Consider the following 22,336-nt stretch of genomic DNA (forward strand, 5'->3'; position numbering starts at 1 on the left):
ACCGAGGCCCTGTCGAGCGCGGACTCTTTCAGGATCTTGACGCGGACCCAGATGTTGGTCGTCATGAGCAGGCCTTTGAGGTTGTCGTAGGAGAATGTGACTTTGCCGTAATCGTACAGGTAAACGGCATCGGCAGTACTGTCGCCGGGGTAGGCCGTCATTTCGAGCGAAGCACGGTCGATCAGCCCCAGTTTGGGTTTGAAATCATCTTGCGCGAAAGCCTGAAAAGTGAAGAAAAACAACAGGAACAGTATGGACAAAACGCTCCCGCGGCACAGACCGGACGGTCTGATAGGAAGTAAAAAGTTAGTCATGAACATGTAGATGAGGAGTAACAAAATTCATGCATTATCGTACACTTATTTCGATTTTCAAAGAGAATTTTATCACCGAAACGGGATTTTTTTTCACTTGGAACGAAACTGGCCTAATACGGATTTTAATGCCTAATTTTGACACCCAAACCAGGCTGCAATGTTGCATGCCCTTGTTCCTGCTAACCCATAATCTTAACATTTATCTTTAATCTATGTCATCTTTTCAAAACGAAAGCCCCATCCGCGTACTGGTAGTCGGTTGCGGGAATATGGGTGCTTCCCATGCCTTTGCCTACCAGCTTCTGGATGGTTTCGAGATCTGCGGGATCGTTTCGACCGGAAAAAGCAAGGAAGTCCTCAATGAAAAATTAGGCGGCGGCTATGCCCTTTTCAATGACTATGAAACAGCATTGAAAGAAACCAAGCCCGACGCGGTTTGTATCTCGACTTACCCTGATACCCACGAGGATTTCGCGATCAAGGCACTCGAAGCCGGCGCCCACGTGTTTATCGAAAAACCGCTTGCCGACACCGTTAAAGGTGCGAAGCGTGTGGTAGAGGCTGCCAAAAAAGCGAATAAGAAAGTAGTGGTAGGTTATATCCTCCGTGTACACCCGTCGTGGGAACGCTTCGTAACGGAAGCGCAGGGTCTCGGCAAGCCACTGGTCATGCGTATGAACCTCAACCAGCAAAGCCACGGCTATATGTGGGGTGTGCACCGCAACCTGATGAAGAGCCTCAGCCCGATCGTGGATTGCGGCGTGCATTACATTGACGTGATGTGCCAGATGACCCGCTCGAAACCGCTCCGCGTAAATGCGATCGGCGCCCGCCTCACCGAAGATATTCCGGCAGGGAATTACAACTACGGACAACTGCAAATCTGGTTTGAGGACGGCTCAGTAGGCTGGTACGAAGCAGCCTGGGGCCCGATGATCAGCGAAACCGCGTTCTTTGTGAAAGACGTGATCGGGCCGAAAGGTTCGGCTTCAATCGTGGCCAAAGATGCAGGTGGAACCGGAAAATCTTCTTCCGTAGAAGCACATACGAAGACCGAATCGATACGTGTACACCATGCCGACCTGAACGGCTCGGATGAGTTTGTGAAAGAAGACACGTGGATTAACCTCGAAGATGAGCCGGATCACCAGGAACTTTGCAACCGCGAGCAACGCTATTTCCTCCGGGCGATCAATGAAGACCTCGACCTGACAGACCACTTACAGGACGCGGTGACCAGCTTGCAGATCGCATTCGCGTGCGACGAATCGGTGAAGACCGGACGTACCGTGGATCTGGCCTGATCTCCTGTCATTTTTCAAAGCCCTGCTTCGAGCGTTCGCAGCAGGGCTTTTTTATAGGATTTTAGCAAAAAACCAGTCGGTTACACTTCATTATTATAGGAATTTAACAAAAATTCCATTGAACGCCGGAAGTGAAAATTAACATTGTTTTTATCCAAAATTAACCTCTAAGTGGTTGATTTTTCGTAAGAAAATGACAATTTCGTATAATCACTATGCAAACGTTTGCATAAATAATTCTGCATTTTTCCGCCCGCTTTATTCGAAATCTATTGTTAAATATTATAATATTGCAACGCGTTTTCTTAAAGACTTTTAGTAATGCCAAACTGACACCAACTGACTTTTTGAAGCATTTATCCGGTAGGTGGCCGGTTGCAGTCCCGGACATCCGCCATCCATTCCATCCTCCGTCAGGGAAAACGTAACGTTATCTTTTTGCCTTTTTTGACATAGTGTTGTCAGGATTCGTGACCATGATTTGATTCAAAAACCCTGGCAAGGATAGTTACGGCCGCACCGGAATGTGATTTATCGAATACCAGCTATAATTATTTAACTACTCACCGAAACATTTTAACTGTAAACCGCAAACTATGATTAAACAAAAAACGCAAAAGCCTAACGAACAGAGATCTGAGACTAAAATTCTACGTGTTTTCGAAGACTGCATGAAAAACGTTTAACAAGCCTTACTACATGAAAATTTCCGATACCAACCCATGGTTGCTCCAGATGAGGAGCATCCGTAACTCTTTATTGCTTCTGCCCGCGCTCGCAAGCCCATTGCTGGTGAACGCAGCCCTCGCCAACTCCGGTATTGCCACTACGATCCGCGCCGATAAAACACTCAAAGGAAAAATCACCGATAAGGAAACCGGCGACGGTCTCCCCGGTGTAAACGTGGTTGTAAAAGGTACCAGCAGCGGTACTACCACCGATGGGGAAGGTAATTATACACTTTCCGTACCTGACAATGCCACGCTGGTTTTCAGCTTCGTAGGTTACATTAGCCAGGAGGTAGCTGTGGGTAACCGCACTTCTCTCGACATCTCATTGGCTCCTGATTCCAAGGCGCTTAGTGAAGTAGTCGTGATCGGGTACGGTACCGCCAAGAAATCCGATCTTACCGGATCGGTAGGTTCCGTGAAAGAAGAACAACTGAGAGAGCGCCCCGCTCCTTCTTTGAACCAGGCATTGCAGGGTAAAATCTCGGGCGTGCAGGTGAACGTCAACTCGGGTCGCCCGGGCGGTCGTGCCAACGTACGTATCCGTGGTTTCAGCTCCATCAACTCGTCTAACAACCCGTTGTACGTGGTGGATGGTGTAATGCTTCCTCAGGGAAACCAGAACCAGCAAAGCCAGGCGATCGACTTCATTAACCCGAACGACATCGTGTCGGTGGAGGTATTGAAAGACGCTTCGTCGACGGCTATCTATGGTGCGCGTGGCGCCAATGGGGTAATCATGATTACCACCAAAAGAGGTAAATCAGGTGAAAGTACCATCACTTATGGTCTGGACCTCAGCGTCCCAAAAGTGGGCCCGAAGAGAGCGAAAGTACTGAATGCTCAGCAATATATGGACGTCGAGGATCTCGCCTACAAGAACATGGAGAAGTTCGACAAGGCCGGTTGGGACGCGGGTAAATATAAAACCCACGATCCGCTCGTGCGCCGCGCACAGCTGGCAGCTGCTCACCCCGACGTATTCACCAAACGTGCTGACGGTACATTTGCTCCCAACTACGACACGGATTGGTTCGACGAGTCGACCCAGCACCGCGTTTCTCAAAACCACCAGCTCGGTTTCAGCGGCGGTAACGAGCGAACCACCTATTCCCTGTCACTTAACTACCGCGATGACCAGGGTTTCATCAAAACATCCTACCTAAAACGCTATTCAACCCGTTTCAGCATCGACGACCAGGTGAAGAAATGGTTGCGTCTGGGCGGTACTTTGAGCTACAACAATCAGGCCGAAAACCTTGTCGATATCAACGACGCGGTACCTCGTCAGATGGTGGAGGACTTTCCTTTCCTTCCTGTGAAATGGCCGGACGGATCTTATGCCAACAACCGCGATTATCCGGGTGCTGAGGGGTCATTCAGTTCCGTACACCGTTTAATGGGTCGTAAATTCAATCTGAACACGCAAACCACCCTTGGTAGCCTTTACGGAAACGTTACGCTTGCAAAAGGCCTTGAATTCCGGACCGTATTGGGCGTGAACGTGATCAACCAGGAAGTTAACCAGTCGCAAACACGTACACTTACGCCTAACGAACTTGGTACTGCGAGAAAAGAAAACAGAAAAGAGACGTTCTGGTCGTGGGAGAACTTGTTGACTTACAACAAAACATTCGGTATCCACTCGATCAATGCCCTCGCGGGTATTTCCTGGCAGGAAACCAATGTGACCACAACCGGTGTAGGTGCCCAGAACTTCTCTACGGACTATTACACTTTCGACAACCTCGGGGCAGGATCGGTAGCACCTTCATCTAACCCTTATGTGTCAGGTGCGTCACGCTTTGCATTTAACTCGTACTTTGGTCGTTTGAACTATACCTTGCTCGACAAATACCTGTTGACAGTGACTGGCCGCGCGGATGGTTCTTCGAAATTCGGTGACAACCATAAGTTTGCATTTTTCCCGTCGGCCGCCCTTGCCTGGAAAGTTTCTGACGAAGAATTCCTGAAAGGCAACCCGATTATTTCAAGCCTGAAACTTCGCACCAGCTACGGTTTAACGGGTAACTCGGAAATTCCCCCCTACTCGTCACTCGGCTTGCTGCGGTCTAACTACGCTGCTATTTATGGCGACACCCGCTTCGGTGGAACTGGTATCAACAGGCTTGCCAACAACGATTTGCGTTGGGAAAAAACAGCTCAAACCGACGGTGGTCTCGAAATCAGTTTCCTCAAAGGAAGAATCTCTCTCGAAGCGGACTACTACTACCGCAAAACCACCGACATGCTCCTCGATGCGCCGGTACCCCGTACCAGCGGTTACGCAACTATCCGTCGTAACATCGGTTCCATGGAGAACAAAGGTTTCGAGTTTGGTTTGAACACGGTGAACATCGAAAAGCAAAACTTCTCATGGAACACCAGTTTCAACATCTCGTTCAACAGAAACAAAGTATTGTCATTGGCAACACCAGCGGACATCTTCGGAGTGGGAGGCCCTTCCATCACCAACCAAACGAGCGTAATCCGCATCGGCGAACCGGCAGGCGCATTCTGGGGATTGACCCGTCTGGGAACATGGAGCGAAGCTGAGGCCGACCAGGCTGCCAAATTCACCAGCTACCGTGGCAACCTGAAAATGCTGCCGGGTGATATCAAGTACAAGGATGTAAACGGCGACAATGCGATCACCGATGCTGACCGCGGCATTATTGGTAACGGTTCTCCAAAAGGATGGGGATCACTTTCAAACAGCCTGCGTTTCCATGGCTTCGACCTGACCCTCGACCTGCAGTTCTCGTACGGAAACGATCTGATGGACATGAACCTGCACGCCAGCGAAGACCGCCAGGCGTTGGCTAACAGCTACACCACCGTACTGGATGCATGGACCCCTCAAAACCAGAATACGCCGATCGCACAGGTTCGCGATACCAAGGCTGGCTATGTTACCAACGTGGATACCCGCTGGATCTTCGACGGCTCCTTCATCCGCGGCCGCAACCTGTTACTGGGTTACAACTTCCCATCGGAAATTGCCAGCAAGTTGAAAATGAGCAAACTGAGACTTTATGTTTCTGCTCAGAACTTCTTCATCATCAGCAAATATCCGTTTGGCGACCCAGAGCAAACTCCGATCCGTGGCGGCGATGGCGACAACGTATTCTCACAAGGTATGATCTGGCACAGCTATCCTAAACCAACCACGTTCCTGGGAGGTATTCAGGTTGCATTCTAATCGACGGGACCGTTGTATCATTCAAAATGACATTCAGTATGAAACTTAATAATAAAAAATTCTATCAACTTTTGCTCTGCGGAGCAATCCTGCTCGGTCCGACAGCCTGTTCCGACTTCCTCGATGAGCAGGATCCGTCGAACCTTCAACCGGATACCTTCTACACCATCCCCGACCACGCGGAAGCGGCCATTGCAGCTACTTACGCCGACATGCGTTTCTTTGGTGACGGCGCAGGTATTTTCTCGGCTAACTGGCAAATGCTCGAAGCGCCAACCGGTACGGCTACAACCGAAACAGGTCAGAACTCCGACCTGAACAACCTGTATGCCCTCATCTATGATGGCAACACAGGCCATATCAGCAACTGGTGGAACGGCTTGTACCGCGTGATCGCGAATGCCAACCTGGCAATTGAGAAAATTCCCACCATCCAGTTCCCTGCTGCTAACGAAGCTCAGAAAGTAAGATTGCTCGGCGAAGCGCGCTTCCTCCGTGCATGGGCTTATTTCTATGCAGTGAGATTGTGGGGCGATGTGCCTTTGATCACCAAGCCTCAGACGGCCGAGTCTGAGGACTTCTTCCCTTCAAGAACATCACAAGAGGAAGTCTACAAGTTGATCGTCGAGGACCTCCAGGCTGCCGAAGCCGCCGGTTTTGCCGATTTCAACACCAACGGACGGGTATCTAAAATGGCAGTGAAAGCCTATTTGGCCAAAGTATATCTGACCATGGCCGGTTTTCCTTTGTCCAAAGGACAGTCGCATTACAAACTGGCGGCCGACAAAGCGCTGGAAGTGATCACTTATGCCAAGGCTAACCCTTCTACGCTGGGCTTGTTCCCTACTTACAAGGAATTGCACGACGAGAAACTGAAAAACCGCATGGAGCATCTGTTCCAGATCCAGTACAACACTGTGGTGGCCGGCTTCCCGCTGAACGACTTCTTCCCGAACTTCAAGGCCGTAACTTATGCAGGACCCAGCGGAACCGGCAGCACAGTACCTACGAAGTCGTTCTATGAGTCGTATGAAAAGGGAGATCTTCGTACCAAAGACCAGGAAGGATGGTTCTATACCACCTATTACACTAATGGTACAGGCGAAAAATTCGATCTCGGCGCTCCATACGTGTTCAAATACTTCAACATCGCTGCATTGGGCGGCCCGGGCATTACCCCTACCCGTCTCAACAACCTCAACGTAAACCAGATGCGTTACTCGGACGTGTTGCTGATGTATGCAGAGGCACAAGCGGAGCTGGGTACCGTCAATACCGAGGCTTACGAAGCTTTCAAAAGCATCCGCGACCGCGCCAAGTTGACTACACCTGCGATTGGCACTTACACTGCTGCTTCCTTCAAAGAGGCGGTTTGGAAAGAGCGCTGGCACGAATTCGCTTACGAAGGCATTACCTGGTTCGACATGGTACGTCTGCGTAAAGTATTCAATGAGGAGACCAAGAAGTTCGACAACTTCGTAGGCCACAAGAACCTGAACGTGAGCGGTGGTGCTCCATTGCTGGAAAAACACCTGCTGTTCCCGTTAGGTATCCAGGAAATGAAAAACAATCCGAATCTGAAACCACAGAACCCGGGTTACAACTAGAACTTTCTTATCTGCTTTATAAAAGCCGGCCTTCATCTGAGGGTCGGCTTTTTTCGTTCTTGTACCGACACCCCGCCCGGAAAGCCATTTTCCGTTATATTCAAGGTCTAAGTTTACGAAAACAATTTGCAGATGCTGAATAGGATTTGCCCTGCTGCCGAACGCTACGCTCACTGCCTGTTAACCCTGCTTTTCACACTCGCAGGCGCGGTACTGGTGCGCGCACAGCTGGTAATCACAAGCCCGGTCTCAAACCAGGTCATGCAACGCAATGCATCGGGCGCAGCTTCCATTTCTATCACCGCCTATGCTCATTACCCGTATACCCGCATTAGCGCTGTGTTGACTCCCATTGAAGGCAATGCTAATACTGTCCAAGAGCAGCTGTTGGAAGCAGACCAGCTGACGCAGGGATTTCTGTATACCACATTCACTGCCCACACCGGTTGGTACCGACTCAAACTGACCGGTACGGCAAGCAACGGAATCACCGATTCGGCAATTGTCGCCCGCGTGGGTGTAGGCGAAGTTTTCCTCATTGCCGGCAATTCCAATGCAATGGGCCTGCCCGGACTCGGTGCAAAAGACGCTTCGCCGAATGTGATTTCCTTTAATGCAATCAACAAAACCCTCAACAACGAAAACATTACCGTGGCCCCCGACGGTCCTATGCCTTTTCCGGTGTTCGAGCCGCTCAAAAGCAGCAACTATATTTTTCCAAATGGTGAAACTTCATGGTACTGGGGCGAATTGGGTGACCTGCTGTTTCGAAGATGGAAAACCCCGGTGCTGTTTTTCAATACGGCATGGGCAGCAGCCAATTCCGAAAATTACCGCGACGCTGCGTCGGGGAAGGACGCCTATAATTTATATGTAGGAAAATACTGGCCCAACCGGCAGCCTTACAGCAATATTGTCAATACGATGCGTTACATGACATCCCTGACGGGCGTCCGCGCGGTACTGTGGGCGCATGGGGAAAACGACGCGCAGCTCGGTTTCAGCGAAGCGCAATATTTCGACGGAATCCGGACGCTCATCCAGAACAGTCGGCGAGATTCGGGCTACAATATTCCCTGGTACATTGCCCGTAACTCTGCCAGTAATCAGTTGAAAGACCCTTACCTGCCCGTTCTGAACGCCCAAAACCGCTTGATAGCGCTGCCTGCTTTCAATGCATTTCAGGGACCTTACCTCGATACCATCCAGATCCCGCGCCCCGCCTCTGCGCATTTTGAAAATGTCCCCGGCGGAATACAGGGACTCACCCTCGCAGCCACAGCCTGGAACAGGAGCCTGGCTGACACAGCGATTGCCCAGACCGTACCTTTGCAGCCAGTATACGCGTTACACACAGGCGTAACGCCCGCACGCGTGTATCCTGGCGCGACATTTGATCTGCCATTTACAATCACCGGCAATACCCCGGCAACGGTGCAAATCGCTGCCGAGTTACTGGACACGCAAGGGAACTTTATTGCTCAAATAGGCACAGGTGCTGCCAGTCCGCTCCCAATCCTGATGCCTGCCGGGGTGCCGGACGGAGAGTACCGCATTCGCCTCACAGGCCTTGCCCCAGTCCTCCCCGGCAGCATTTCGCAACCGGTTTACGTGGAGCGTGTAATACGAACAATCGAATATGTCAATACCATTGGTGTGAGGAATGTGGGCAGTACTATCCACGTTGCCTGGGCCCTTGCGCCGGTCCCCGGGCTTGCTTCGATGACGGTCCAGAAAACGACCGACGGTCTGCATTACAACGATCTTGAAACCTTCTCTGCGCCAGCTGGCGGTTCATCGGGTGTGTTCAGTTTTACGGATACTGATACAGACAGCGGTTTATCGGGCAGCGGGACGATCTTTTACAGGGTTAAAATGGGGTATAACAACGGCACGGTATCCTATTCAACGATTGTCGCACTGTTTCGGAATGGTGCGCCGGCTCCCTGGACCGTTTTCCCAAATCCGGTCACGCAACAACAGTTTTACATTATTCCAGCGTCAGAAACCGGCGCTACCTGCCGGCTTTTCGACGCTGCGGGTCGTGAACATCCTGTTCAAATCTCGGCACGTGAAGCTGTCGGACTGCTTTCCGTCCGTCCGCATTATCCATTACCTGCCGGCAAATACATTCTTCAAATAATCCGTGACGGGCAAACCAGCTCCCGAAGTGTTGTTTTTAACTAAAATAACACATACCTTATTAATAATGAGGATGTTCCAACTATCCCCTTAGCCGGCGTGTCCCTAACATCGATTCTCCGTTCCTCAAAATTCCAAACCGCTTGCCCCATGAAAAAAATACTACTGATCGTATGCGCTTTGGCTCTGTTGAATGCCTGCAAAAAAGACAGCGAAAATCCCGCCCCGCTCGAAATTGAAGGCGCCAGATTACAAGACTACCACATCATTTCCATCGCCTTCGACAAATCGGGCACGGCCTGGCTCGGTACCCTCGGTCAGGGGCTCATCCGGCATAACGGCATGAGCATAGCGATTTTTGATTCTACCAATTCCATTTTGAACAAGGCGGCTATCTGGGATATTGAAGTCGATAAAAAAGGGAATGTGTGGCTGGGAACCGACGATCTGGTCAAATATGACGGTTCAAAGTTCACCCGGTACGGGTCCGGCGAATACAATCTGCCCCGTAATGCAGTGCGTTCGTTGGCTGTTGACGGCGCCGACAATATATGGTTTTCGGCCGGAGCGTTCCTTCAAGGTGGTTTGGTAAAATATGATGGAAACCACTTTTCCACCTTCACGCCCGAAAATTCCAAGCTTCCCGGCAGCCTGATAGGGGACATTGCGATCGATCAGCAGAATACCGTCTGGGTCGCACTTAACGACGGAGTCACCGCTACCTCCATTGTCCGTATCAAGGATGATAAATGGGATGTTTTTGATAAAAAAGAACTCGGTTTCAACCCTTACTACTATGGTAACATCGTGACCGATAAAAATAATGACTTGCTAGCTTCCATCGACTACGGACTTTCGAGCACCATTGTGCCAAACCGCCCGCAAATATTCCGGTTCAACGGTCAATCCTCCCAGATCATCAAACTGCCGGAAGAGGATAAAAAGGTCTACATGACTCAGCAGGTATTTGTCGATCGTGACAACCGGATATGGGCCGCATTTTGGGATGACAAGGAATATGGCGTTTTCCGGAACGGGAAATGGGAGCTGAAAGACCTCGACGAAAGCATATTTGCCATCGGACAGAGTCCTTCCGGCGAAATATGGCTCGGCACAGGTAAAGGAGTTTATATTTTGAAGTAAAAACGAATGTCACGCTGAGCGGAGTCGAAGCGCGGTACTATAAGGCGCTTCAACTCCGCTCAGCGTGACATGAACATTTTAATCCTCGAAAAGGCTTCCCAACCCTCCGATCACCGAACCGCTTTCCTTACGGCTGTTGGGGCCGTAAACTGAAAGCCGCTGGATCAGTTTGGAAATCGGCATCGACTGGATCCAGCAACGGCCTGTACCACGCAAGGTCGCCAGGAACATCCCTTCGCCACCAAATACCATCGACTTCAAACCGCCCGAACGCTGGATATCGAAGCTTAGTGATTGCTCGAATGCCACTACGCAACCGGTATCGATCCGCAGGGTTTCGTTGTTCAGCTGCTTCTCCATCACTACGCCGCCCGCATGGACGAACGCCATCCCGTCACCTTTCAGTTTTTGAAGGATAAAACCTTCCCCACCAAACAATCCTGACCCGAAACGCTGGTTGAAATGGATCTTCATGCTCGTACCCATGGCCGCGCAAAGGAAACCATCCTTCTGAACGATCAGCTCGTTTCCGTAGATTTTCGACAGGTCGATCGGCATCACCGTTCCGGGGTAAGGCGCCGAGAAAGCCACTTTCTTCTTACCTACCCCGCGGTTGGTGAAATGCGTCATAAACAGCGATTCGCCGGTGAGCAAGCGGGTTCCAGCCTGGAAAATCTTACCCATTATACTCTGGTTTGCTTCCGAACCGTCGCCCATTTTGGTTTCGAACTGAATACCATCTTCCATAAAAAGCATAGCGCCCGCTTCGGCGATCACGGTTTCGTTCGGGTCGAGTTCAATTTCAACGACCTGAATGTCGTCGCCGATGATTTTGTAATCGATTTCGTGTGAGATCATTTTTTCGTAAAGGTTTTATAGGTTGGTCAAAACGAACTGCATGGACGCCCTGTTATTCCTCCTCCTCTTCTTCTTCCTCGGAACTCTTTTTCTTCGATTTCCGGGTTTTTCGGCCGGGGATATCCTCCCGGTCACGGAGTTTCTTATCATCCACATTTTTATTCAAAAATTCATTGATACGGTCCATATCAAAGCTCGTGGTGATCTCACCGAACGAATTGATCTGGATATCAAAACCTTCCAGGTCCTTATGCACACGTGGTTTTTCGGGTGCAGGCTTGGATGTTTCCGACTGTTTTTTCTTAGCCATGTGTTTTGATGCCAATGGGTCGCTAAGACCCGTTATTCACTTGTTACGAAAATATGCAATGATCCCCGCGGTGCCAATCGTTTTTGATCCTGCGGTTGCGCCGCCCCTACGCCAGCCTGATTTGTGCTGACAAGCGGCTGAGCGCCGTTTCAAGCCTTCTCACGACTTCGCCCTTGCCGAGTATCTCCATGATGATCATCAAATCCGGGCCAGCGCCGGCGCCGGTTACCGCCAGACGCAATGCCTGCATGATCTTGCCCATTTTGATACCCAGCGATTCCATCGTCGCCGAAAGTACTTCCTTAATATCGTGCGATACGAAATTTCCTTCAAAACCGGCCAGTGCCTCTTTGAAACCGCCGATCGCATTCACGGCCTCTTCGTTCCATTTCTTGATCACCACATCCTGGTCATATTCCTCAGGCGCTGCGAACAAAAAGAGCGATTCCGAAACGATTTCCTTGATGAAATGAACACGGTCTTTCAACAAATGCACAATCTGCGCGAGCTGGTCCTGGTTTACAGTAATGCCTTTCGCTGCATACAATGGTTTCAGTTCTTCGATAATTGCGGCATCGTCCAGCTGTTTCAGGTATTGCTGATTGAACCAGTTCGCCTTCTGAATATCAAACCTCGCACCCGCCTTGTGCACGCGGTCGAAACTGAACGAGGCAATGAGCTCGTCCATGCTGAAAATCTCCTGCTCGGTACCTGCATTCCAGCCCAACAATGCGAGAAAGTTAGCAGTTGCGCCAGGCAAATAGCCTTCTTCGCGGAAACCACGGGCTTTCTCGCCGGTGTTCGGGTCCGTCCACTCCAAGGGGAAGATCGGGAAGCCGCCCAGATCCGCGTCGCGTTTCGAAAGCTTACCGTTTCCATCCGGTTTCAGGAGCAAAGGCAAATGTGCAAACTGCGGCATAGTGCTTTCCCAGCCCAGGTAACGGTACAGCAGCACGTGCAGCGGAGCCGACGGGAGCCATTCTTCGCCACGGATCACGTGGGTAATGCCCATTAAATGGTCATCCACGATGTTCGCCAGGTGGTACGTAGGCATACCATCCGACTTCAAAAGCACTTTATCATCAATCTGTGACGAATGTACCACCACCCAGCCGCGGATCAGGTCATTGAAACGAACGTCTTCCTTTGGTTGGATTTTCATCCGGATCACGTAAGGGTCACCGCTTTCAAGCCGCGCTTTCGTTTCCTCTGCCGATAATGTCAGCGAGTTGGTCATTTCCGTACGGGTGATCGCGTTATATTGTACGGCAGCTACTTTGGCAGCTTCCAGACGTTTGCGCATATCGTCCAGCTGCTCGGGCGTGTCGAAAGCATAATACGCCTTCCCTTCCTGAACGAGCCTTTCCGCATATTCGCGGTACATTTCTTTTCTCTCCGATTGCCGGTAAGGCGCATGCGGGCCGCCTTGCTGCGGGCCTTCGTCGATACCGATACCCAGCCATTCCAATGCTTCCAGAATATATGCCTCGGCTCCCGGAACGTAGCGGTTCTGGTCGGTATCTTCAATGCGAAGCAGCATCTGCCCGCCTTGCTGGCGTGCAAACAGGTAGTTATACAGGGCCGTACGTACACCGCCCGCGTGCAACGGACCGGTTGGACTAGGCGCAAAACGCACCCTGACAGGTTTGTTATTCATTTATTCAAAAATTAAGTTCAATGGTACTGTCATTGCTTGTCAGGTATTGTCATTCGTTGCGGTCCGCCGCGCGGTCAGGTATTGTCATTTGTTGTCAGGTGTTGTCATTGCTTGTCAAGTGGGTCATTCGTTGTCTGGGTAGTCATTGATTGTCATTGATTCTCCGTCCATCCAAAATTTGACTTACTGACCATACCTGACTATACTTGACTATAAATGACTACTTCCTGACCATACCTGACTATAAATGACTACTTCCTGACCACACCTGACATTCGTTATTCAACCGCAACAACGGATATTTCGACGTTAACGTCCTTCGGCAGGCGTGCTACCTGTACGGTCTCGCGGGCGGGAGGTTCTTTCGTAAAAAAGCTGCCGTAGATTTCGTTGACAGACGCGAAGTCGTTCATATCGCGGAGAAAAATGCTGGCTTTCACCACATTCTGAAAACCGAGGCCGGCTGCTCCCAGGATATGCCCGATATTCTGCATGACCATCCCGGTCTCTGCTTTGATGTCCCCGGACTTAGCCAGCTCAGCAGCGATTTGTCCTGAAACATAAACAGTGCCATTTACTTTAACAGCCTGGCTGTAAGGACCAATGGGGGCCGGTGCTTTATCCGAAAATATGATTTGCTTGGGCATAAGTGACAAGTGTTAATGCCGCAAAATTACCAAATTATGCCGTGCCTACCGCCTTATTCCACCTTAAAAAGCGCTTTCAACTCGGTAGCTTCGGCTGCATTTAACCGGCCGGCGAGCACAAGGCGTAACTGACGGCGGCGGAGGGCGCTCAGATACAGCTCATTTTCCTCGACCGTCTCCGGTTCCAGCGGCGGTACTTCGATAGGCCGGCCATTCTGGTCAACCGCCACAAAAGTGTAGAATGCGCGGTTGGTGCTCACCCGCTGTCCCGCCGGAATATCCTCCGCCCACACTTCGAGAAAAACCTCCATCGAAGAATTGAATGCGCGGGTCACTTTGGCGTGCATGGTCACGATGTTACCAAGCCGGATCGGTTCCGTGAACGACACGTTATCCACAGAAGCCGTTACTACAATGCGGTTGGAGTGTTTTTGCGCCGAAATCGCCGCACAAATGTCCATCCAGTGCAGCAGCCTTCCTCCCATCAGGTTATTGAGTGTATTGGTATCGTTGGGAAGCACCATTTCGGTCATGGTTACTTCGGATTGATGGGGCTTTTTCGGTTTCAGCATGTTAGTATGGTGATGTATTTAAAACTTGGGGCAACGGGTCTTTTTGCGCTCCTGGTTCTGGGCGCGGTTGCCGATCAGGTAGGTTGCCCGCACCTGTAAAAACAAATAGCTGTCTTTGCTTTTGGCGCCACCGCGGTTCCAGCCCGGCTGGCGTGCTGGCTCGCCGATCTCCGGGGCGCGATCTGAAAGTGCACGGGCAATGTCGCTCGGCAGCTGGTCGGGATTGGGATAAACCGTACTCACGTCGTCGAGGTAATCGGAATTGACGAAGTTATTGCAGAGTTCAAGGCCGAGGCTCAGCCTTTTGGTAGTTTTGACGGATATCCCGACCCCTGCGGTCAAGACGAGCGGCATTCGCTTGTACTTGACGCCCTCGGTTGTGAGCTCGGGCAAGCTGTACCAGGTGCCACCCAATTTTGCTTTCGGGCTCAGGTAAGTAAATCCAACGCCTCCGAATAAGTAAGGATTGATCGGCGCGTGCCGGTTATAGGCAAACAAATCTGCCTGCAAACCCAGGTTGATATCCGGGTTGAATGTCTTGAATGAAAGGTTATTCTGATAATTTTTAGAATACTTCTGGTCGCCGGAAACCTGGTAAAAACGCAGCTCCCCGCGTGCGCTCACGTGCTCGGTGAGCCGGTATAACGCACCCAGCGACACCGACGGACCGAGCCCGAGGTGCTTCATATGGATGCCGTCATTGAGATCACCCATGTAATAGGCCACACCTATCCCCGCCGTCACGCTCAGCACCCCGAACGGATCGGTATAACGTCCACCGAATTTGGAACGCCCCTGCCCCATCGCCATTTGATGAATAAATGTAAGGGCAAATACTGCGGATAGTAAATATTTTCTGTTCATGTGTGATGTCAGTAATGCATGTTGAGCGATGCAAGTTGTAAAAGAAACTGATTTATTTCAAATTGTTAAAGTTATTAAAGGTTGCTTACAAGTTTCCGCCGTAAAACCACTGTTTAGCTATGTACATTTCGTTCAAATTCCTATTCGCCATGTTGGCAATAGCCCTTCTTGCTGCCTGTTCAAAGAAAGAGCACGAGCCAGTGCAGGGCTGTATTTTCGCCGGAAAAACTTCGACGAGGATGTCTCAAACATCCAAAGGTGAATGGGGGAATGAGCTTGTGCTGGACGACAAGAAGCAGCTCGTTACGGCCAGGCGGATCGACAACTTAGAGGCTTTCAACCGGTGGAAGCAGTCAACCATCACAGACTATGTCCCACAGTATGATGCGGATGGTTTTTTGGTAAGAATGGTCGAAACCAGGGTATTCTTGTATGAAGGAACAACTGGATTTTCATATCGATATTACAATAAGAACTATTTGAAATTCAGATTGGAAACCATTGTAGCCTCAGACTATCAATACGAGTCTGGACGAGCAACGGCCATTACCACTAAAACTACCGTTCGTTCACAGGGTGATAGTGATGCACCGGTTGTTGTCGAAAGCGAGCTGACAAAGAAATATACATACAATAGCCAGAATGTTGTTCTGTCGGCACTGACTACCAGCGCCAGTGGCTCCGACATTTCCACATTTAAAAACGAGGTGATCGCATCGGAAATCAGGAAGGATGCGAGTGGAGTGGTGACACTAGAAACCCTCTATGATGAGAAAGGCAACCGAAAAACGACGAAAAGCGGCAACTATCTATACGAATTCGACTTTGACGCCAAAGGCAACATGAAAAGTGTCAAGTTCTCCGACAAAGGCCAGCCCAACTACCTTCAGGAATACAGCTATGACGACCATATCAATCCCGAAACGCATATCCCGGTAAAATTTAAAGGTATACCGGAAAATGTAATGACCGTTGTCGGTACCGAGAGTGTGAATAACCTGGTCCGCGAAAAATTCACTAGTTACATTGGAGCGCCAAGCTATGACACCGAGACCATCTATCAATATAATGCCGATGGATTACCTGCCTCTTCCGCGCCAAAAATCATTCCGAACGGGGAAAGCATGTCCACCACATTCCGCTACAAATGCCCCTAAACAACAAAGTCTGGATTACTCGCAATATCATGCCGTAAACGCTTATTCTATGCTACCAATCTCTACATTCCAATTTTCCATGCATATTTCAATGAGAACACTCTCAATGCTCATCGCGTTGGCATTGCTTGTGTCGTGTACAAAAAATGATCATGATGTTGTGGTGCCCCCTTCCGAGTGTCTGTTTCTGGGCAAAACAAGTGTAGCTGACGCCCCGGGCTCGTCGGTACGAACAAAACTGACTTCTTCAACCGGCGTAAAATTCAACGATCAGAAACAGTTGCTCAGCTCAATTAACGTTTATAAGAGCGAAGAATTGGATTCCAACAATGCTGCCTTGGTGCGAAGAACAGAAACCGTACAGTTTGATCTATCCTACGATGCCGATGGTTTCCTTATTAAGTTGATTAGGCGGAAGGTGTTTTTGTTCGAAGGCATCAAAGCCGGAACTTTTCTTTTCGAGCAGTACAAATTCAAAAATTTCCGCCGCGAAGACGTGGAAACCTCCGATTACAAGTACGAATCGGGGCACGTTGCTTCCTCCACAACTCTACGGCAAAGCACATTTCTCGGAAATAACGTGAGCTTGCCAGTCGTGGAATCCAGTGAATCCAAAGTTTACCAATACGACGGCAATGGGAAACCAATATCCGCAGTTACCACTGCCACGTATGGGAGTGCAATGACCACATTCAAAAACGGAGTAATCAGTTCGGTGGTGGAAAAAAATCTGAACGGAGTCGTAACTATCGAAACAAAGTACAATGAAATGGGCTTGGTATCGTCTATAACCAACGCCCAAAGCGTATTTGAAATCACATACGATGCACGCGGAAATATGACAAGTGTACAAAGTAGCACCAATGGGCAGAAAGCCTACATTACCGAACTATTTTATGATGACCACAAAAACCCCGAAAATGACATTCCTAAAAAATTTAAAGGCATTCCGGAACTGATCTCAACCGCCCAGCGAACTGATGGAGTCAACAATCTCATCGGCGACAAGACGACGCTTTTTCCGAGCAACCAGGTATTTGAAACCAGGACGACCTATCAATACAACTCATCCGGACTGCCGGAATCATCTGCCCAGACGTCTGCCGGAGCTCCGGAAGGCTCAGCAATTACCACCACTTTCAATTACAAATGCCCCTAAAAAACAAACAAGGCCCGCAACCGCAGGCCTTGTTTGTAGTTCGTGGTGAATATTAAATGGTTTTCTTTATTCTCTTTTGACCGAGCTCGCGCCGGAGGTGCTGGAATGGATGTCCTTCGCTCCGCCCGAGTAACGGATGCTGCTGGCACCGCTGGCTTCGGCATTTACAGTGTTGCTGGCCAATACGGCGGCACTGCTGGCGCCGGAGGCGTCGATGCTCACGGTTTTGGCGGAGAAATCACGGCCTTTAAGCGATGATGCACCCGAAACGTCACCGGTCAGGACATCGCCTTCACCGGTAAGCGTAAGCGACGATGCGCCGGAAAGATCAACGGTCACTTTGGGAGCGGCCACGCTCATGGTAACCTGCGATGCCCCGGAAACATCAATTTCCATACTCTTCACACCGGTAAAACGGGCCACATTGGCTTTGGAAGCGCCGGAGAAGTCAACCCCTTCGAGGGCGGGCATGGTAATGCTGATCTCGACGGTCTTGCGGTTTTTGTTCCAGCCTTTATTTTTATAACCCAAATGCAGGGTACCGCTCTTCACTGCCGACTCCATATCGTCGAGGTCCTCCGAACGGCCGGTGGCTGTCACGCTGAAACTGCCTCCCTGCTTTACATCTATTTTGAATGCGCTGCCGATAGAAAGCTTGTTGAAGCCCGAAACGGAAAATTTGCGGGTCTCCTGTGCAGATACCTGGCACGACAATGCGGTAATCAGAAGAGCTGCAATAAGGAATAGCTGCGTTCTTTTCATGGTTTAATAAGTTAGATTTTCAGAAAAGATGAAAAGAATGCCGGCGACGTTGCACCGGCATTTAAAATATTACTGCACGTTGATTTTGCTCGCGCCGCTGGCATGTTTGTTCAGGTTAGGCACATGGCTCAACTCCACTTTCGATGCCCCTGACGCATTCACATCCGCATTCTGGATATTCATTTCGGTGGCCGTCAACTTGCAGGCACCGTGGGCATCCAGCTTGGCCGACTTCGCCGAACCTCTCAGTGTAGCTTTCGAAGCCCCGGAGACGTTCACCAATAGCTGGTCTGTGAATACATTCAGCTCCGTTTTGGAAGCACCCGAAATATCCACATCCAATTTCAGTATATCTTTGAACTCGGTCACCAATGTCTTGTTGGCTCCCGAAAGCGACAGGTTTTCGATGGTCGGCATGGTAATCACGATCCCTATGCGTTCCCATTTCTCGTGATCGAAGAGGTTGAGCTCGCGGTTACGCTTCACACGGAGCACGCCGTCTTCTACGACCACTCGGATGTCATCAATATTCTCCTGGTTATCCGAATCGGCCGTTACACTGTATTCGGTGCCCTGACGGATGATGATCGAATAGGCACCGCCGATATCCACTTTTCTGAAATCCGAAACCGGGAATTGTTTGCTGTAATTGCCGCGCTCGCCCAGTTCGAGGTCGCTATTATCGTTGTATTCAAAAGAATAACCATCTTGTTCGCCTTCGCTGCTCTCGCTCCGGATGTATTTGAGCGGAATGTTGGTACAAACCAGTCCCGAATCTTGTTTCATGACCCAAACCAGTTGATTCCAGGTAACATCGTCGGCGTCATGCAGGTCGTATCTTTTAAGGTGTCTCTGGTTGCTCTCCCAATCGTTCAATTGGTTATAAAAGTCCCTTTTCATGGCGAAAGGCTTATTATAAGGCACACTCACCGTCAGATCGATCTCCTGATCGCGGAACCGCGAGCGGCTTGAAAGCGTCGGACCTTCTGTAAGTACGAAAACCGAATCACGGAACTGCGGGGCATATTTGATCTCAAGTGCATTTTTCTGAGCATCCTCACGGGACCGGCCTCTTGCACGAAGTGTTTTTTCAAGCTTGATACTATCGCTCGCATTGAAACCCGCCAATCGTACATCTACGTCTATATTCTCTTCATCGTAGATATAATCGTAATCCAAAGTAAGCGTCCCGCGGGGCACAGCGTAATAGGTGGTTTCGGTCACTTCGCCTCTTTTGGCAAAATTGCGCTGGTAATTGATCCCGCCCACAGTGGCCCCGACCACACCTACAATCCAAAGACCCAGTAATGTCAGCCACACGCTTCCACCGACGATCCTTTTATTGGAAATCAATGTAAGTCCGAGCAAAAGAAAGGTTACCAACGGGATAGCCGCCACCAGAATACCGGAAAGGATCAGGATTTCAGGTAATTCCTGGTAAATCAGCATGGGGACCGGCAGATCGTCGAATACCCCGGCGCTGGTAAGGCCCAACGCTACGCCTGCCGCAATCACGATGCCCAACAATCCTAAGGCCGACATCCCGATCAGGAACGCGCCGATCAATATCCTCAGAACCGGCCCGAGGCCTTTAAGCAACTTCCCCAGCGCCGAAAAAACCAGCCCAATGGCGCGAAAAGGCAACAACAATATCTTGGTGACGATATGCTCTTCTCCCCCTCTTTCTTCCAAATTGAGGCTCTGCTTGATGTTCGACTCAATATTGGAGAGGGTAATAGGCTCCCCCTGCATTTCCATTTTTTCGGTCAGCGTGTTGGCATTTGGGGCAATCACCCACAGTACGATGTAGATCAGAAAACCGGTCCCGAACAATAGAATCGACAATACCCACAGGAAACGCACCACACCCAGATCGACCCCGAAATACGAAGCCACACCGGCCGCTACACCACCGACGACCTTACGATCCGGATCGCGGTAAAATTTCTTAATATGCGCATCCTCTTCGAGTGTCGTAGAGCCAGGGAATGCCACCCACATGGCAATGTAGACCAGCACCATAAATCCTGAAATAGGGCCGAAAACTTCCTCCGCATTCATGTCGAGCATGCCCGAACCTGCCGGCAAGCCAATCACCGCGAATAGGAACGCAAGCCTGACCCAGATGGCATCTACCGAGAAGTAATGCGCCAAACCGGCTGCCACACCGCCCAGAAGCTTCCTGCGCAGGTCTCTGTAAAGCTTCCGGGGTGCGCCCGGCCTTGCGGGCTCTGTTTTAGGCGCATTCGGCGCCGAGGTAAAAGTTTCCTGCCTTGGTGCGGATGTTTGTGCAGAAGCCGTTTCGAGCGGATCGGCAATGAACTCCCCGCCTTCCTCGATCGCCTCGAAATCGGCCACGGTACCCATGGCAGCGATCAGCTCGTCGACGTCCGACAGCGAAATCACCTGCTTGTTTTCCGTTTTCTGTTTGTTTAGAAACCTTTCCGCAATCCTGCCCTCAATGTCCGAAAGAATCTCTTTGCTATCCGCGAACGAAGAAAAATACTTCTGGATAGAGGCGAGATACCCTTTCAGTTTCTCGTAGCCATCTTCCTCGATATGGAAGATAATGCCGCCTATATTTATGCTGATTGTCTTTTTCATGATTGAAATAATCGAATGTCTTTGAGTGATCAGTTAGGGTCAGGAAGATTGCTTGAAGCCGTTTTGCTCAACTCCTCTGTGCGTTTAATCACGGTTTGCACCGAGTCGGCGAGTTCAAACCACGTAGCTTGCATTGCGTCCAGGAAGACCTTCCCCTCATCCGTCAAAACATAGTATTTCCTTGGAGGGCCCGAAGACGACTCCACCCATTTATAGTCCAGCCAGCCCGAGTTTTTTAATCTGGTAAGAAGAGGGTATAATGTTCCTTCCACCACCATGATGTGAGCGGACGTGAGTTCATCCAACATATCCGAAGCATACACTTCGCCCCGGGATATGATGTGCAGGATGCAGAATTCCAAAATTCCCTTCCGCATCTGCACTTGGGCATTTTCAATATTCATGTGGTTTCATGAGTTAATTTAAAATGATATGTTCATGGCTAACAGATAGAATTAAAACTTCTAACAATACAAAGGTATACACAGGTACTTTGCGATGCAAGGTACCATGTTAAAAAGATGTCATGGTTAGGATGAATGGTCAAATTAAATGCTGATCGGCTAAAAATTTGTTTACTACTAAAAGCCCGCCGAATTATTCCCCTCACTACACCTCCATTGGTTAAAACCGACAGCAATAAACTATCTTTTGCCGTCGATTTTAATCGGCGGAGATAGAGAAAGAAAAGAGAGAGAGAGAGAGAGAGAGAAAAGAGAGAGAAGAGAAGAGAAAAAAGAACGATCACTAAATATGAAACCGCAACTTTATATCATCGCGGCTATGGCCGAAAACCACGTTATCGGGCTGAACAACAGCCTACCATGGCATTTGCCCGATGAATGGGTGCATTTCCGCAAAGTCACCGCGGGGAAACCATTCATTATGGGAAGAAAAAGTTTTGAAGCGCCTGACGCGCTGCATTCGGAATACCGGAATGTGATTATCACCTCACACCCGCGTGTGCAGGCTGAGCCGCATGTGGAATATACCAAAGATATTTCCGAAGCGATCGCGTTACTTTCCGATGAAACGGACGTATTCATATTAGGCGGTGCGAGTATTTTCCGGCAAATGCTTCCACTCGCCCAAAGAATGTATTTAACCATTGTACACGCACAAGTAGCAGGCGACGCCTGGTTCCCGGCATTCGACCCGGCCGACTGGGAATTGGCGAGTTCAGAATTTCATGGTACCGATGACGATCATGCGTATGCGTTTTCCATGAACCTGTACATCCGCAAGCCGCGGGAATAGGCCACCGGGTCTTGCAGGCTACCCTTGTGCATCAAAAAATTAAAGA

The 22,336-nt window shown here is 50.0% G+C and carries 18 protein-coding genes; 8 read left to right on the top strand and 10 right to left on the bottom strand.

Going from position 1 to position 22,336, the window contains the following annotated elements:
• Positions 1-314 (bottom strand): hypothetical protein (locus AC2YIT_RS28600; RefSeq protein WP_487281438.1); only part of this gene is annotated, 314 nt, incomplete at its 3' end.
• 215 nt (positions 315-529) lie between these two features.
• Between AC2YIT_RS28600 and AC2YIT_RS28605 the strand changes: the two genes are divergently transcribed.
• The 5 genes from AC2YIT_RS28605 (at position 530) to AC2YIT_RS28625 (ending at position 10,443) form a co-directional block, all read left to right on the top strand.
• Positions 530-1,621: a Gfo/Idh/MocA family protein gene (locus AC2YIT_RS28605; protein ID WP_487281439.1), complete on the top strand. Its 1,092-nt coding sequence runs from the start codon at positions 530-532 to the stop codon at positions 1,619-1,621.
• A 699-nt stretch (positions 1,622-2,320) separates the two neighbouring features.
• Positions 2,321-5,551 (top strand): SusC/RagA family TonB-linked outer membrane protein, encoded by a 3,231-nt coding sequence (locus tag AC2YIT_RS28610; protein ID WP_487281440.1) that lies wholly within the window; start codon positions 2,321-2,323, stop codon positions 5,549-5,551.
• A gap of 26 nt (positions 5,552-5,577) precedes the next feature.
• Positions 5,578-7,158: a RagB/SusD family nutrient uptake outer membrane protein gene (locus AC2YIT_RS28615; protein WP_430844170.1), complete on the top strand. Its 1,581-nt coding sequence runs from the start codon at positions 5,578-5,580 to the stop codon at positions 7,156-7,158.
• A 132-nt stretch (positions 7,159-7,290) separates the two neighbouring features.
• Positions 7,291-9,345 (top strand): sialate O-acetylesterase, encoded by a 2,055-nt coding sequence (locus AC2YIT_RS28620; RefSeq protein WP_487281441.1) that lies wholly within the window; start codon positions 7,291-7,293, stop codon positions 9,343-9,345.
• A gap of 105 nt (positions 9,346-9,450) precedes the next feature.
• Positions 9,451-10,443: a ligand-binding sensor domain-containing protein gene (locus tag AC2YIT_RS28625; RefSeq protein ID WP_487281442.1), complete on the top strand. Its 993-nt coding sequence runs from the start codon at positions 9,451-9,453 to the stop codon at positions 10,441-10,443.
• A 78-nt stretch (positions 10,444-10,521) separates the two neighbouring features.
• Here the strand turns inward: AC2YIT_RS28625 and AC2YIT_RS28630 are convergent, their stop codons facing one another.
• The 6 genes from AC2YIT_RS28630 to AC2YIT_RS28655 form a co-directional block, all read right to left on the bottom strand.
• Entirely contained in the window at positions 10,522-11,301 is a 780-nt protein-coding gene (locus tag AC2YIT_RS28630; protein ID WP_106594214.1) for a TIGR00266 family protein, read from the bottom strand.
• Positions 11,302-11,353: 52 nt separating this feature from the next.
• Entirely contained in the window at positions 11,354-11,611 is a 258-nt protein-coding gene (locus AC2YIT_RS28635; protein ID WP_015813708.1) for a hypothetical protein, read from the bottom strand.
• Positions 11,612-11,717: 106 nt separating this feature from the next.
• Positions 11,718-13,268: a glutamate--tRNA ligase gene (gene gltX, locus AC2YIT_RS28640; protein WP_487281443.1), complete on the bottom strand. Its 1,551-nt coding sequence runs from the start codon at positions 13,266-13,268 to the stop codon at positions 11,718-11,720.
• 278 nt (positions 13,269-13,546) lie between these two features.
• A complete protein-coding gene (locus AC2YIT_RS28645) occupies positions 13,547-13,915 on the bottom strand; it encodes a Rid family detoxifying hydrolase (protein ID WP_223401822.1) in 369 nt (122 codons plus the stop codon).
• Between the two features lie 53 nt (positions 13,916-13,968).
• Positions 13,969-14,487: an acyl-CoA thioesterase gene (locus AC2YIT_RS28650; RefSeq protein WP_487281444.1), complete on the bottom strand. Its 519-nt coding sequence runs from the start codon at positions 14,485-14,487 to the stop codon at positions 13,969-13,971.
• Positions 14,488-14,505: 18 nt separating this feature from the next.
• Positions 14,506-15,351, bottom strand: coding sequence for a porin family protein (locus AC2YIT_RS28655; RefSeq protein ID WP_430844162.1), 846 nt, complete (start codon positions 15,349-15,351; stop codon positions 14,506-14,508).
• Between the two features lie 239 nt (positions 15,352-15,590).
• On the opposite strand from AC2YIT_RS28655, the gene AC2YIT_RS28660 reads away from it, so the two are divergent.
• Complete coding sequence (locus AC2YIT_RS28660) at positions 15,591-16,508, top strand: hypothetical protein (RefSeq protein ID WP_487281445.1); 918 nt, start codon at positions 15,591-15,593, stop codon at positions 16,506-16,508.
• 91 nt (positions 16,509-16,599) lie between these two features.
• On the top strand, positions 16,600-17,667 hold the full coding sequence (locus AC2YIT_RS28665) for a hypothetical protein (protein WP_487281446.1): 1,068 nt from the start codon (positions 16,600-16,602) through the stop codon (positions 17,665-17,667).
• A gap of 66 nt (positions 17,668-17,733) precedes the next feature.
• Here the strand turns inward: AC2YIT_RS28665 and AC2YIT_RS28670 are convergent, their stop codons facing one another.
• From AC2YIT_RS28670 to AC2YIT_RS28680, 3 genes are all read right to left on the bottom strand, one after another.
• On the bottom strand, positions 17,734-18,429 hold the full coding sequence (locus AC2YIT_RS28670) for a head GIN domain-containing protein (RefSeq protein WP_487281447.1): 696 nt from the start codon (positions 18,427-18,429) through the stop codon (positions 17,734-17,736).
• A 69-nt stretch (positions 18,430-18,498) separates the two neighbouring features.
• Entirely contained in the window at positions 18,499-21,033 is a 2,535-nt protein-coding gene (locus AC2YIT_RS28675; RefSeq protein ID WP_487281448.1) for a PspC domain-containing protein, read from the bottom strand.
• A 29-nt stretch (positions 21,034-21,062) separates the two neighbouring features.
• Positions 21,063-21,437 (bottom strand): PadR family transcriptional regulator, encoded by a 375-nt coding sequence (locus AC2YIT_RS28680; RefSeq protein ID WP_090151757.1) that lies wholly within the window; start codon positions 21,435-21,437, stop codon positions 21,063-21,065.
• A 349-nt stretch (positions 21,438-21,786) separates the two neighbouring features.
• Between AC2YIT_RS28680 and AC2YIT_RS28685 the strand changes: the two genes are divergently transcribed.
• A complete protein-coding gene (locus AC2YIT_RS28685; RefSeq protein WP_487281449.1) occupies positions 21,787-22,290 on the top strand; it encodes a dihydrofolate reductase in 504 nt (167 codons plus the stop codon).
• The last annotated feature ends 46 nt before the right edge of the window (positions 22,291-22,336 follow it).

This window comes from Dyadobacter sp. SRI_021, from assembly GCF_057586235.1.